This is a genomic window from Microcoleus sp. FACHB-831 (assembly GCF_014695585.1).
Lineage (GTDB): Bacteria > Cyanobacteriota > Cyanobacteriia > Cyanobacteriales > FACHB-T130 > FACHB-831.
In genome coordinates, this window is sequence record NZ_JACJON010000058.1 from 33,040 (window position 1) to 45,795 (window position 12,756).

10 protein-coding genes are annotated in these 12,756 nt (G+C 44.3%); 3 read left to right on the forward strand and 7 right to left on the reverse strand.

Annotation, left to right across the window (positions count from 1 at the left end):
- Nucleotides 1-26: 26 nt before the first annotated feature.
- Both H6F77_RS15670 and H6F77_RS15675 read right to left on the reverse strand, forming a co-directional pair.
- Nucleotides 27-1,961, reverse strand: coding sequence for a GAF domain-containing sensor histidine kinase (locus H6F77_RS15670; RefSeq protein WP_190489599.1), 1,935 nt, complete (start codon nt 1,959-1,961; stop codon nt 27-29).
- A gap of 197 nt (nt 1,962-2,158) precedes the next feature.
- On the reverse strand, nt 2,159-2,320 hold the full coding sequence (locus tag H6F77_RS15675) for a hypothetical protein (protein WP_190489600.1): 162 nt from the start codon (nt 2,318-2,320) through the stop codon (nt 2,159-2,161).
- A 591-nt stretch (nt 2,321-2,911) separates the two neighbouring features.
- Between H6F77_RS15675 and H6F77_RS15680 the strand changes: the two genes are divergently transcribed.
- Entirely contained in the window at nt 2,912-4,027 is a 1,116-nt protein-coding gene (locus H6F77_RS15680; protein WP_190489601.1) for a saccharopine dehydrogenase family protein, read from the forward strand.
- Nucleotides 4,028-4,160: 133 nt separating this feature from the next.
- On the forward strand, nt 4,161-4,517 hold the full coding sequence (locus H6F77_RS15685; RefSeq protein WP_190427940.1) for a hypothetical protein: 357 nt from the start codon (nt 4,161-4,163) through the stop codon (nt 4,515-4,517).
- Nucleotides 4,518-4,600: 83 nt separating this feature from the next.
- On the opposite strand, the gene H6F77_RS15690 is transcribed toward H6F77_RS15685, so the two are convergent.
- The 4 genes from H6F77_RS15690 to H6F77_RS15705 all read right to left on the reverse strand — a co-directional run bounded on the left by H6F77_RS15690 (nt 4,601) and on the right by H6F77_RS15705 (nt 10,751).
- A complete protein-coding gene (locus H6F77_RS15690) occupies nt 4,601-5,062 on the reverse strand; it encodes a hypothetical protein (RefSeq protein WP_190427938.1) in 462 nt (153 codons plus the stop codon).
- 28 nt (nt 5,063-5,090) lie between these two features.
- On the reverse strand, nt 5,091-8,243 hold the full coding sequence (locus H6F77_RS15695; protein ID WP_190428046.1) for an efflux RND transporter permease subunit: 3,153 nt from the start codon (nt 8,241-8,243) through the stop codon (nt 5,091-5,093).
- Nucleotides 8,244-8,276: 33 nt separating this feature from the next.
- Nucleotides 8,277-9,887: an efflux RND transporter periplasmic adaptor subunit gene (locus H6F77_RS15700; protein ID WP_190427936.1), complete on the reverse strand. Its 1,611-nt coding sequence runs from the start codon at nt 9,885-9,887 to the stop codon at nt 8,277-8,279.
- A 168-nt stretch (nt 9,888-10,055) separates the two neighbouring features.
- Entirely contained in the window at nt 10,056-10,751 is a 696-nt protein-coding gene (locus tag H6F77_RS15705) for a DUF305 domain-containing protein (RefSeq protein ID WP_199300848.1), read from the reverse strand.
- Between the two features lie 223 nt (nt 10,752-10,974).
- On the opposite strand from H6F77_RS15705, the gene H6F77_RS15710 reads away from it, so the two are divergent.
- Entirely contained in the window at nt 10,975-11,337 is a 363-nt protein-coding gene (locus tag H6F77_RS15710) for a four-helix bundle copper-binding protein (protein WP_190427933.1), read from the forward strand.
- Nucleotides 11,338-11,340: 3 nt separating this feature from the next.
- Here the strand turns inward: H6F77_RS15710 and rppB are convergent, their stop codons facing one another.
- Nucleotides 11,341-12,741, reverse strand: a complete 1,401-nt coding sequence (gene rppB, locus H6F77_RS15715; RefSeq protein WP_199313367.1) for a two-component system sensor histidine kinase RppB — start codon at nt 12,739-12,741, stop codon at nt 11,341-11,343.
- Nucleotides 12,742-12,756 lie beyond the last annotated feature (15 nt).

Below are 12,756 nucleotides of genomic sequence, written 5' to 3' on the forward strand. Positions count from 1 at the left end.
TATTTTACTTGTTTAAGAATTAATGATTAATTAAGATCATTAATGGGCAACTCTATGGTAAATCTGGTTTGACGATTTTTACTTTCTACTCGCAGCTCACCTCCCAAATGTGCTACTAATTTTTTTACTAGAGCTAGTCCTAATCCAGTTCCGCCTTGCTTCCAGGGATCGGAACTGGGAATGCGATAGAATTTCTCAAAAATCCGATTTAGTTCGCTTTGTGGAATCTCAACTCCAGAATTGATTACGCTCAACTGCATGAGATTTGAGTGGGATGTTTCAACAGCTTGGACTGTGAGTGTAATTGTTTCTAATGGGGGGGTGTATTTGCAGGCATTTTCCAGCAATTCAGTCAAGATTCTTCCTAGAGTATTGGGATCGCAGGTGAAGCGGGGCAAATTGGGAGGGATGTTAAGGAGCAAGGTTTGCTGGCGGTTTTTGGCTCGTTCTTGAAATGGTTCTACAATTGGCGGTAGCCATTCCTGTAGCTGAATTGATGTTAGTAATAAAGGTTGAGCTTCTGTATACAGTCGCTGCAAGTCCAAAAGGTCATCAATGAGGCGAATTTCGCGATCGCATTCGTTTTGCAATATTTGAAAGTAGCGAGCCACTTTGCTTTGTTCTGCTTTTGGTTTGCTGAGTTCCGCTAAAAATGGCGAGTCTCGATTAAGGGCGATGGAAAGCATTTGAATCGCCATTTTCATGTTGGCGACGGGGGTGCGTAATTCGTGAGAAACGGTGTTGAGAAAGTCATCTTTGAGGCGATTGAGATTTTGTAGAGCCTCGATTTGCGCTCGCGCGGCTTGATACAATCTCGCTTGGCGAATAGCGATCGCGCACTGATTCGCCACTTGCTGCACCAGTCGGATTTCTTTTTCGTTAAAGGCTTCTTGGGGCGGCTTGAATAAGCATAAATCACCTAGCACACCTTGGTCATCGAAAATCGGGCAAATAAGTCTAGCGAAGGTACCGCGAATATCGGGGCCGAGTGGACAAAATTGGAAATACAGACCGTGCAGAAGCTGATTATAACCTTCGCGAAACTCTGCCATTTGCACCAAATGCCCCTGAGCGGTAGGCATTCCCAGAGTATACTCATAGCGAATAGTAGAGGTAGCGCGATCGCTGTCATACAAAGCGGTATCGCAGCCTTCAATGTTCAACCCGACAGCTAATTCCCAAACGACTATTTGCAAAATTTGGTTTTCGTCGAGGCTATCGCGTACATCGTCAGTGATGCGTTTAAGCATCGCTTCAAAGTCGAGGGATTGTTGCAGTTGGGCGGTGCGTTCGCGTACTTGGAACTCCAGGTTAGCATTGAGTTGCTGCACTTGCTGATAAAGTTCTGATTGCTGAATGGCAATTGACACTTGTATTGCCAATTGCTTGAGCAGATCGATCTCAAACGGTTCCCAGTGACGTTGTGCGGAACATTGATGAGTTGCCAGTACCCCCCAAAACTTATTACCGTGCAGGATGGGAGCTACTAAGGCGGCTTTGACTTGCTGTTGCTGCACATACTCGTTGATAGCTATAGGAAAGCCTTCCTGTTGCATATCATCGATCGCTCTTACCTTTCCCTCGCGATAGACTGCTATCCTTTCTTTAAACGAGGTTGAGGCAATGTTAACGCCTAAAATAGAGGGCCAAGCCGCATCAACTGATTCAGCCACGACTACGGCTTGTTCATTTCCCTTAATTTGGTATATTACAGAGCGATCGCTTTCCAGAAATTGTCGGATTTCTGCCACCGTAGTATTAAGAACTTCCTCCAAGTTTAATGACCCGCGGATGCGCTCGGTAATGACCCGGATTACCCATTCTCCTTCAGCCCTTTGCGAGAGGGCTTTTTGGGCCCGTTGACGCTTGGCGATCTCCTGTTTTAGTTGTTCATTGGCTTTCTGAAGCTCGGCGGTTTGTTGTTCAACTTGCTTTTCCAAATTATTGCGATCGCTCTCCATAGCTGCTTCGTACCGCTTACGCTGTGTAATTTCTTCTAACAGCTCTTCGTTATTCCATCACCTGACCGCGAAAGTCTAGTGCTGCGCTAAACTTAAAGGCAGAAGGAAAGAACGTCCCCTGTTTTTGTCTGAATGTTAACCTCCCATTTCTGGGTTTCTAGGTTTTGGAGTACCTGACTTAAGTTTCTATAAAAGTTTTACCGAGCCAAACCTGCCACAAAGATAGCTAACGGTTTGCCCACCCAACTTTTCAGGGAAACCTTCAGCAAGCTTGCTGCTGCTTGGGTTGCTTCTATAATAACCCCAATGGGATTTGTCACCAAATACCCGTTTCGGGGGTTATCTTCAAACCAAATCATAATAACGCTCTCCTCTCCACTTCCATATGAGGGGTGGCGACTAGCGGTTTTGATGAGCGATCGCGTTTTTCGGCGCTGTTTGCCATTCTTCTACGGCTGCCTGCATTCTTGCATACTCAGGTTCTGGAGTCGTCGTAAAGAAGCCTCAATCTGCTGGTCGAACATTTTTTCTTCTACATCGGGGACAATTTTAAAGCGCGAATTTATGCCAAATTTAGATAATTATATTGTTCGCGCACTCTCGAACAATGTACTCAGGTTATTTGGAGATTAAGGGGTTTTAAACAATTTCACACACTATTGTATTTGCCCATAATGTACTATTGTTTGGTATCAGAAGGTTAGGAGAATTATTCTATTAGCACAAATCAGCAGCGCATTGTCTGTATCTCATAGATCAAAATAGTTTTTTCTTATTATCCTGATAATTTTGTAGACTAAGTAGGGCTAGAGGTTAGGTAACGGATGCATAGAGATGGAGAGAATAAATTATTCTTCATCCTTTCTGAGGAGGCAAAGTATTCCTTGTAACCGATGAAGAAAAGCATTCTAAACTGATGAACTGAAGTTAGCGTTAATAAAACTTGATTAATGACAGAGCAGGTTTTAATTCTTGGAGGAAGCGGACGGATTGGCAGCAGCGTAGCAGCCGATCTGGTCGCACACACACAGGCGCAAGTTATACTTACTGGCAGACACGAAGCTGCTGGGATGTCAGTCACTCAAGAGCTGGGGTCGAAAGTGAAATTCCTGGGTCTAGATTTGGCAGACGACTCGGTACTCAGGGATGCGATCGCCTCTTGTAATCTGGTAATCCACTGTGCGGGGCCATTTCATTACCGGGATGATAGAGTCCTAAAACTCTGTATAAAAGAGGGTGTCAACTATCTGGATGTCAGCGATCACCCATCCTATACACGCAAAGCCTTAGATTGCCGGGAAGAAGCTGCCGCTGCGGGGGTGACAGCGATTGTTAATACGGGAATTTTCCCCGGTATCTCTAATAGTATGGTGCGCCAGTGCGTCGAGCAGCTAGATGAGACAGACAGCATTCACCTGAGTTATCTAGTATCGGGTTCCGGCGGTTCTGGGGTGACGGTAATGCGAACCACATTTCTAGGGTTGCAAAAACCCTTTGAAGTTTGGATAGATGGTCAATGGCAGGAGATCAAGCCGTATAGCGATCGCGAAGTCATTGAGTTTCCCCCGCCTTACGGTCGCACTGGCGTTTACTGGTTTGATATGCCAGAAGCCTTTACGCTACCGGAAACTTTCCCAGTCAAAACCGTAATTACCAAATTTGGCACAGTTCCCGATTTCTACAATTACCTTACCTGGAGCGTTGCCCGCTGGTGGCCTTCCAGCTGGCTAAGAAATCGTTATGTCATCGAGTTTTTAGCCAGAGTCAGTCACCGCATGACCGATGTAAGCGATCGCTTTACCGGAGTTGGCGTAGCCATTCGTTCTGAAGTCAGCGGACGTAAAGATGGACAACCAGCCAAGTTTTGCTCAACTTTAGTGCATGAAAACACCGCAGTTGCAGCTGGTTATGGTACTGGCAGCCTTGCCGAATTAGTGCTAACTGGGAAACTCAAAAAACCCGGTGTTTGGGCAGTAGAACAGGCACTCCCCACAGATTTATTTGAACATACCATGCAAAGCCGAGGGCTTAATATTCATCAAGAGTGGTTGCCTCAGAAAAATTAATGTATCCTGCGGCAGAAGGCACAGTTGTAGCTAGACAAGTACGATTCATTTCGTACTAATAGATGACATTAGTAGTTTTATCTACTCGCGTCTGGTCAAAATTTTGCGAAAAAAAAATCAGGAGGTAATTTTCATGCAAAGAATTTTATTAGCTCTCAAGCAAGGATTGCAAAAGCGTATTTTTGTTTTAGGTTTGATGGCTTTAATCAGCTTGTCAGGTATATTTATTTTCGCCGCGCCAAGTTATGCAGTGCTACATTCAAAAGACAAGCTATCACCTCAAGAAAAAATTGATCGCGCCTATGAATATAGCGAAGCCACAGGTATTTTAGAAGAAGAAAAGCAGGCATCACAAAATGCCAATAAAACTTTTGACTTCAATGAGAAGGCTAACGTCAAGACAGTAACAAGCGCCACAGAAGAAAATTCCGAGCCAAATTTGATAGAAAAAGCGCAAGATTTAATTCAAAAGGTGACAGGCAACGACTAAAAATATCTCTAATTTCTAGTTTCCAGACTTAGGGAAACTAGAAATTAGAGGCTTTGCCTCACCGCTTGGCTATCAACAAATGCCTATCGATTAAAGGTAAAACGACCATTTACCTTTTCGCCATTAATATCAGAGAGAATAACAACTTTATACTCCCCAGGTGCTTGCTCAGGTAGCAAAACAGCGTAGTGTTTACCCTCAGCATCGTATTTCATATCTAGTGTTTTTTGACTCCCATTAGGTAACTGAACCTGAGCCGTTACTTTGGCGTTAGGAATTGCTTCGTGAGTGTCACCTTTCTGGAGATACAAATCCAGGTGAGTGCCTTTATCTTCCTTTTCAGGAACAAACTCTAAATGATAGTTTCCCATCTCCACAACTTTACCTCCTTTGGCAGGTGTAGAGTGGTCGGCTTTTTCAGCCGTTTCTGAGGAAGAAACAGCGGGACTATTATCTGGAGTTGCTGCTTCTTGTCCGTTGCTACAGGAACCCAAAAAAAGTAATCCCATAGCGAAACCAGCCAAACTTACCTTAAATAATTTCATCTTTCCTTTACGTCCTTTGCGCTTTATATCAAACCTTTTTAGGTATCAAAATTTTTCCAAACTGAGCATACAAAGCAGGTAACACTAACAGCGTTAAAGCTGTAGAAGTAAACAATCCCCCCAACACCACCACCGCTAAAGGTTGCAGAATTTCTTTACCAGCACCGCCGCCAAATACCAGAGGTAACAAACCCAAAGCCGAGGTAAAAGCCGTCATCAAAATAGCATTTAGCCGTTGCATCGAGCCTTCAATTATAACTTCCCGAAAAGGCAAACCATCGGCAAATTTAGCATTGTAATTATCAACTAATAACAACCCGTTGCGAGTGGCGACACCAAATAGGGTGATAAAACCAACCAGAGAAGCCACAGAGATAACGCCATCTGTGAGCGCAATTGAAAGCACTCCTCCCACTAAGGCTAAGGGTAAATTAATCATAATCATCGCAGTTGAGGGAAAAGATTTAACAGAAAAATATATTAATATCGTAATTACTACAAAAGCTAAAGAGCTAAATAGTAATATATTTTGAGTAGCTCGTTGTTCGGACTCGAATTGACCGCCATATTGAATAAAGTAACCAGGGGGTAATTGCACTTGTTGCTTAACTTTGGCGCTAATTTCATCTACTACAGAGCGCAAATCTCTACCGCTAGCGTTGGCGGATACAACAATTAAACGGGAAACATTTTCACGGTTGATAGTATTTGGGCCTGTCCCATTGTCAATTTGGGCAACTTGAGCGAGGGGAATTTTTTGATTGTTAGGAGTATCGACTAGCAAATTACTAATAGTATCCAAGTTGCGGCGAGCATCTTCTTTTAACCACACAACAAGGTCAAAGGTTTGTTGCTGCTCTAAGACTTGGGAAACGACTTTTCCATTGAGTGCTGTTTCAATAGTTTCTGATAGTTCACCCACAGTTAAACCGTAACGAGCAGCAGCTGACCTGTCAAACTGAATTTGAATCTGTCTAATTGGCAGTTGGGGTTCTAGTTGCAAGTCTACAATACCGGGGACAGTTTTCATGATGTCTTCGACTTGTCTGCCAATTGTGCGGAGTTGCTGCAAGTCGGGGCCAAAAATTTTGAGCGCGATCGCACTCCTCACCCCTGATAGCACTTCATCCATCCGGTGAGAAATAAAACCGCCAATATTGGGCGCAACACCAGGTAATTTAGCAAATTCTTCCCGTAGCTTTTCAATACTTCCTTTGCGGTCTTTTATCCCAGCTTCGCTCAGTTCCACATCCAAATGGCCAAAGTTCACACCTGCTGCATCAGCATCTCCGGGGGCGCGTCCCGATCGTAACTGGATAAAATCAAAGCGGGGATCGTCCTTGAGAGCATCTTGAAGCGCTTCACCAGCACGGTTGGTATTTTCTAGAGAAACACCGGGATAGAGAGTTAGGGTATTGACAAGCGATCGCTCTTGAAACTCTGGCAAAAATACCCGTCCCAACGAAGGCGCGATCGCAATTGCTGCTACAAGAGATGCGATCACGATCACAGAAATTAGCTTAGAACTACGCAGAGAAAACATTAAAAAGGGGCGATAAAGCCCTTTAAAAAATCTCGCCACCCACGGTTCTTTTTCTGGAAAACTACCGTGAGGCAGTAAGATAGCACATAAAGCTGGAGTAACTGTAAGTGCTGTAACACTAGAAGCCAAAACTGCCACTAAATAAGCAATACCCATCGGTGCAAAAATGCGACCTTCTACACCAGCCAAAGCAAAAATTGGGGAAAATACAACCACAGTAATTAATGTGGCACCAAACAAGGAATCGCGCACCTCCTGACAGCCTTCAAAAACCACATCTAAAGGAGATTTTATATTTGGAATTTGGGATTGGGAATTGGGAAGATTCCCTTGTTCGCTTTCCCTAGTCCCCAGTCCCTTGTTCTTATATTCCCGGAGAGAACGGTAGACATTTTCAGCATCCACAATCGCATCATCTACCGCTGAACCAATGGCTACAGCCAAGCCGCCCAAAGTCATCGTATTAAGTCCCTGTCCCAGCCAATTTAACGCCAGTAATCCTAGCAGCAAAGACAAGGGAAGCGCCGTAAGGCTAACTACGAGAGTGCGCCAATTCATCAAAAACGGAATCAAAATTAGGGCAACAATAAAGCTACCTTCTACCAAAGCTTCCCTAACATTTTCAATTGAGGCGTCGATAAAGTCTTCCTGACGAAAAGTTACCTGCACTTGTACATCTTTGGGTAAGCCAGATTGAACCTCTGCCATTGCCGCTTCTATGGCACGAGTGACAGTCGGAGTATCAACAAGCGGCTGTTTATTAACCATTAAAACTATTGCCTTTTTGCCGTTTAAGCTGGCATCGCCACGCTTCAAGGCAGCACCAATTTTAACATCAGCAACATCTCCTAGCATAATGGGTGTACCATTGCGAGATGTAATTACTGATTGCTGTAAGTCTTCAATAGATTCAATCCGGCCAATGCCTCGGATTAATAATTCTTGGTCTGGATTAGTTAAATAACCACCAGGAGCATTAACATTAGCAGCAGCAGCAGCTTCTTGTACTTCGCGCAAAGAGACATTAAACGCTTTCAGCTTTTCTGAATCAACTAATACTTGATACTGGCGAATATCACCGCCATAAGCCACAACTTGCGAGACACCAGGAACAGCTAAGAGGCGATTGGTCACTTGCCAATCGACAATCCGTCGTAACTCCATCAAGTCAATTTGGGATTGAGGTTTATCCTCGGTAATAGTAAAAGCATATTGGAGTACAGTACCGATAGGAGAACTAATAGGCGAAATTTGGGGTGAATCGACACTTTCTGGTAGTTTTTCTTGAGCTTGCTGCAATCTTTCTGTCACTAACTGCCGGGCTTGATAAATATCAGTTTCCCAGTTGAAAATAACTTTAACAACTGAGAGTCCCACCGCTGAGGCAGAGCGTACTGTTGTTACTCCCGGAGTCCCATTAATTGCACTTTCAATAGGTAAAGTAACGAGGGATTCTACTTCCTCTGGTGCCAATCCTGGGGCTTCAGTTTGTATTTCTACTTGAGGTGGAGCAAAATCGGGAAAAACATCCACTGGCATTTGCGAAGCCACGCGAAAGATCCATACTGTAATTACCCCGGCGGCGAGGACAACTATCCAGCGTTGTTTAATAGACCACTTGATGATGGCACTGAGCATAATAAAAGGCAAAAGTAAAAAAAAAAGAAAAAATTATGGACTTTTTACTTTTTCCTTTTCAGTTTCTGGATCTTGGGGAACAGTCTCTGATTCGTAGGGGAGAAAAGTGCTGGAAACTATGCGGGTTTGGGTGCGACGACCTAACCAAAAAGCACCAGATGCGATCGCTCCCCCACCACCTACAACCCACAACCAGGGAAGGAAATTTTGGATTATTGACTCTTTTTCTTCACTTTTCCCTTTTTCCGCTTCCCGAATTGCGCCCTGTTGTGGGGATCGATTGCCTTTTAAAGATTCGGCATAAAGTTGAATTGCGCCTTGGGTGACGATGCGATCGCCATCAAACAAGCTACGCTTAATTTCAACTAACTCTCCCAAAGTTCTGCCCAAAGCGACTTCAGCAGGCTCGAAAGTTGTACCATTTTCCACATAAACCAGCTGTCTGCCATTGGCTTCTACCACAGCTGAAGTTGGAATCACTAACACAGCAGTTGGTGTCTTATCAGTCAAAACTTCTAATTGGGCAAACATTCCCGGTTTCAACTGTCCATCAGCATTATCCACTTCGGCTTTGACTGGTACAACCCGCGTTTCACCTTCTACAACCGAGCCAATTACGGCAATCTTGCCTGTAAAAGTACGATTTGGCAAACTGGCAACCTTTGCGATCGCTTGTTGCCCAATTTTTACTTTTTCTAAATCTTTTTCGTAAATATTCGCTGTAGCCCAAACCCGACTATTATTGAGGATAGTCATCAACTTTTCCCCCGCCTCTTCCACCGATTGACCCAGAGTGATTTCCCGGTCAGTAACAGTTCCAGAAATCGGTGCAGTCACCGTCACCAGTCCTTTATCATTGGCACGAGTTCCTAGTTGTTGCAGTCGAGTTTGATAAGCGGCGTTACTCAGGCGGATACGAGAATTTGCCACTTCTACCGCTGATTTAGCGCGTTTAAGTTGCGCTTCAGCTTCCAGAACTTCCCGGCGGCTGGTGGCTTTGGTAACTGTCGCCAAAGCTTCTGCCAGTTCGGTTTCGTCTTCCAGCACCTGGCGGCGCGGAATTGCTCCCTGTGCTGAGAGTTCCCGATCTCGGTTATACCGTTCCTCAGCCAAGGCTAACTGGCTGCGGGCTTGTTTTATGTCTGCTGCGGCTATCTGCAAGTATCGCTGATAATTTTGTTCGGCTAACTTTAAATCAGCTTCAGCTTGTTGCAAATCTGCCTCTGCTTCTGCCCGTTTTTCCTGGGAATTGACGCGCAATTCTACTAAGTCAGGTGCAGCGATGACGGCGACAACTTTCCCTGCTTGGACAACGGCACCAGGTTCTACTAAAAGTTCAACAATTTTACCTGGAGTTGGTGAAGTAACTTCTACTTTTTGGCTGGGTAAAATTTCAATTTGACCTGTAGTTTTAATGCCAAAATCCATCTGCTGCTTCGTGACGGGTTTAACTTCAATTCCCATCCGCTTTACTGTTTGGGCATCCACCTGAATTCCCTGTTGAGTCCCCGGATTTGCTTCTGTTTCTTGATGAAATTCGTCTCCGTGCCCACCATGAGCTAAAACAAATTTTGGTGTTATAAGTAACAACAAAAATAGAAATATTCCTGAAACAGAACGCATTGCCATAAGGTGGAAGCGCATGGCTAGAAATTCCTTATATCACAGCATTTAACAAGTTTCGCAAAAGATAATGAAATCAGGATGAAATCACTACTGCCGACACCCTGTAGGGTGTCGGCTATACGGGCGAAGCCTGCCAACGCAGGCTTTGTTTGCTTGCCCTTGACTTTAGTCGTCCGGCGTTTTTATTTACTTTTTATACCACGCTAGTCGCCACTGTTTCATTTGCTCAATTTCTGCTTTTTGAGAAGTGATAATTTCTTGGGCTAATTGTTTAATTTCCGGTCGTTTAGACTTACTGAGTGCATCTTGAGCCATTGTTATCGCACCTTCATGGTGCGAAATCATCCCATTAATAAAGCGCAGATCGAACTCAGCATCGGCAGATCCCATATCTCCAGACATCATCATGCTTTGGCGTTGTTGTTCCGACATTGGAACTACAGATTTGCCTTCACCTCCGTAGGCAACAGGTTGTTTACTGGCTTGAGGATACCATCCCTGCCGCCACTGTTGCATCTGATTTATTTCTTTATTTTGATCTTTAATGATGTTGTCAGATAGCTGTTTTATTTCAGGGCGTTTAGATTTTTGTTGGGCAACACGAGCCATCGTCACAGCACCTTGATGATGTATTGTCATCGCGTCGATAAATCGCAGATCGTAGTTGGCATCTGCTGGCCCCCAATCCATTGCTACGCTATGATTCATCCCGCTGCCATGCCCTGTATGATCCATGCCGCCAGCATCTGATGGGGAGGCGTTTGGGGCTTGGGCTTGGTTTTGGGAGGCACTAGAACAAGCTGTAATAAATGCGCTTGTTGATCCAGCGATCGCTACTAGGGTAAGCATCAAAAAGCTATTTTTAAAAAAGTTAGTTCGCATAGACTTTATTTCCATCTAAGAATTTTCAACAATAATGCTGATTTTTTTCTATTATCAATTCAGCACAGTTTACTTATTGTCTTACAAAAAAATGAAATCAGGATGAAATTCCGATACATCATTAGATAGAAACCATATCTACTTCATTAGAAGGACGCGCTTAATTTATCTGCTTTTTAAGGTAAAAGCGAACAGGTAAACATTCGCAAAAGAGGTGAAAATAATGGCACATCATATGCAACAAATGAGCCAAGAAATGCAGCAGTGCATTCAAAATTGCCAAGATTGCCACAGCATCTGCTTGCAAACGGCGGTTACGTATTGCCTGCCAACTGGCGGTATGCACGCAGAACCAGATCATATTCGGCTGATGCTTGATTGTGCGGAAATCTGCCAGACAAGTGCTAATTTTATGCTGCGTGGTTCCGATCTCCACACGCGCACTTGCGGCATTTGTGCCGAGATTTGTCAGCGGTGTGCAGAAAACTGCGATCGCATGAGCGATGATGCCCAGATGAAAGAGTGCGCTGATATGTGTCGTCGCTGTGCCGAATCGTGCCGACAAATGGCAATGGCAAAAGCTTGATATTTAGGCTGAATTGTGCATAGGCAGTTTAACGGTAAAAGTGCTGCCTTTGCCCAATTTGCTCTCAACGTGTATGCTGCCGTTGTGGGCAGTAGCGATCGCTACTGCAATCGGCAATCCCAAGCCAGAACCGCCACTGTTTCGGGAGCGATCGCTATTCACGCGATAGAATCGGTTAAAAATCAGCTTTTGTTGTTGCGCTGTAATGCCGATGCCTGTATCTTTTATGTGAATCAGCGCAGTGCGATCGCTACTTTCTAAACTAACCATCACCTCTTCCCCGATGGGCGTGTATTGAATAGCGTTAATAACTAAATTACAAAGCAGACGATACAGCTGTTCCTCGTCACCATTTACATACAAAGGCTCGCCTACATTGCTGTTGTCAGCCATAAGATTAACATCAGATGCGATCGCCAACGCTGCCAATTCTTCTGTCACATCACTGACTAAATCGTTGAGACAGGTGAGACGAAGTTTTATAGGCAAAACCTGCTGATCCATGCGAGATAGTAACAATAAATCTTTAACAAGTTCAGATAGGCGGTGATTCTGACGCTCAAGAGTTTTCAGGGTGTCTCTCGCCTCTTTCTCACTTAGTTTATTCATTCTCAATGAAGATTCTACCGTCGCTTGAATTGCAGCTAGAGGTGTCCGCAACTCATGGGCAGCATCCGCTGTAAATTGTTGAATTTGGCGATAAGATTGGTAAATTGGTTGCATCGCTAGTCCAGCCAACAACCAACTAGAACCGCCTACCAAAATCATTGCCACTGGCAAGCCTAATAATAAGATAAATTTCAAGACAGCAAGTTGATTGTCAAGGTCTTTAAGGCTTCGCCCCACCTGAATGTATCCCCAAGAGAGATTATCTTGGGTATGCAGAGACAGAGAAATTTGATGGTAGCGAGTACCTTGGCGATCCTTGTGAATTTGCCACAATTCCCGTTTTGATGTTTGATATAATCCCTCTGGCTGAAGTCCTGCCAAAGCAATTAAGCGTCCTGAACGATCCAATAAACGCACGTAGTAGTCGCCTTGGTGAATTGCGCCTATTGCGTGACGCTGTGTATTTTCTAATTGGGTAACGCAGCCGTTAAGAGCAAGACAAATATCTGGTAAGAGTTTTTGAGTAATTGCTTCCAAGCGTCCAGGCTGCTTCAAAGTTGGTTCAATGCTATCGTGCAGCGTTCCGGCGACAGATTCTAATTCTCGATCGAGTGCGTTCCAATTAGCATGAGCGATCGCGCGGTAAACAGCAAATCCACACAAACTCAAAATCAAGCCCATGATGCCAACATACCAGCCAGCCAGTCGCCAGCGCGTTAGCTGAAATAGTTTATTTTGATTCACGTTAATAGTTGCTAAGGTCAGGATGGCTAATTGTTTATTAATACTAGCCATTAGTTATTAACTAAT

What these genes read in the sequence shown, in the direction of transcription:
- H6F77_RS15670 (WP_190489599.1), bottom strand. Translation starts at nt 1,961, where the DNA reads ATGGAGAGCGATCGCAATAATTTGGAAAAGCAAGTTGAACAACAAACC.
- H6F77_RS15675 (WP_190489600.1), bottom strand. Translation starts at nt 2,320, where the DNA reads ATGATTTGGTTTGAAGATAACCCCCGAAACGGGTATTTGGTGACAAAT.
- H6F77_RS15680 (WP_190489601.1), top strand. Translation starts at nt 2,912, where the DNA reads ATGACAGAGCAGGTTTTAATTCTTGGAGGAAGCGGACGGATTGGCAGC.
- H6F77_RS15685 (WP_190427940.1), top strand. Translation starts at nt 4,161, where the DNA reads ATGCAAAGAATTTTATTAGCTCTCAAGCAAGGATTGCAAAAGCGTATT.
- H6F77_RS15690 (WP_190427938.1), bottom strand. Translation starts at nt 5,062, where the DNA reads ATGAAATTATTTAAGGTAAGTTTGGCTGGTTTCGCTATGGGATTACTT.
- H6F77_RS15695 (WP_190428046.1), bottom strand. Translation starts at nt 8,243, where the DNA reads ATGCTCAGTGCCATCATCAAGTGGTCTATTAAACAACGCTGGATAGTT.
- H6F77_RS15700 (WP_190427936.1), bottom strand. Translation starts at nt 9,887, where the DNA reads ATGCGCTTCCACCTTATGGCAATGCGTTCTGTTTCAGGAATATTTCTA.
- H6F77_RS15705 (WP_199300848.1), bottom strand. Translation starts at nt 10,751, where the DNA reads ATGCGAACTAACTTTTTTAAAAATAGCTTTTTGATGCTTACCCTAGTA.
- H6F77_RS15710 (WP_190427933.1), top strand. Translation starts at nt 10,975, where the DNA reads ATGGCACATCATATGCAACAAATGAGCCAAGAAATGCAGCAGTGCATT.
- rppB (WP_199313367.1), bottom strand. Translation starts at nt 12,741, where the DNA reads ATGGCTAGTATTAATAAACAATTAGCCATCCTGACCTTAGCAACTATT.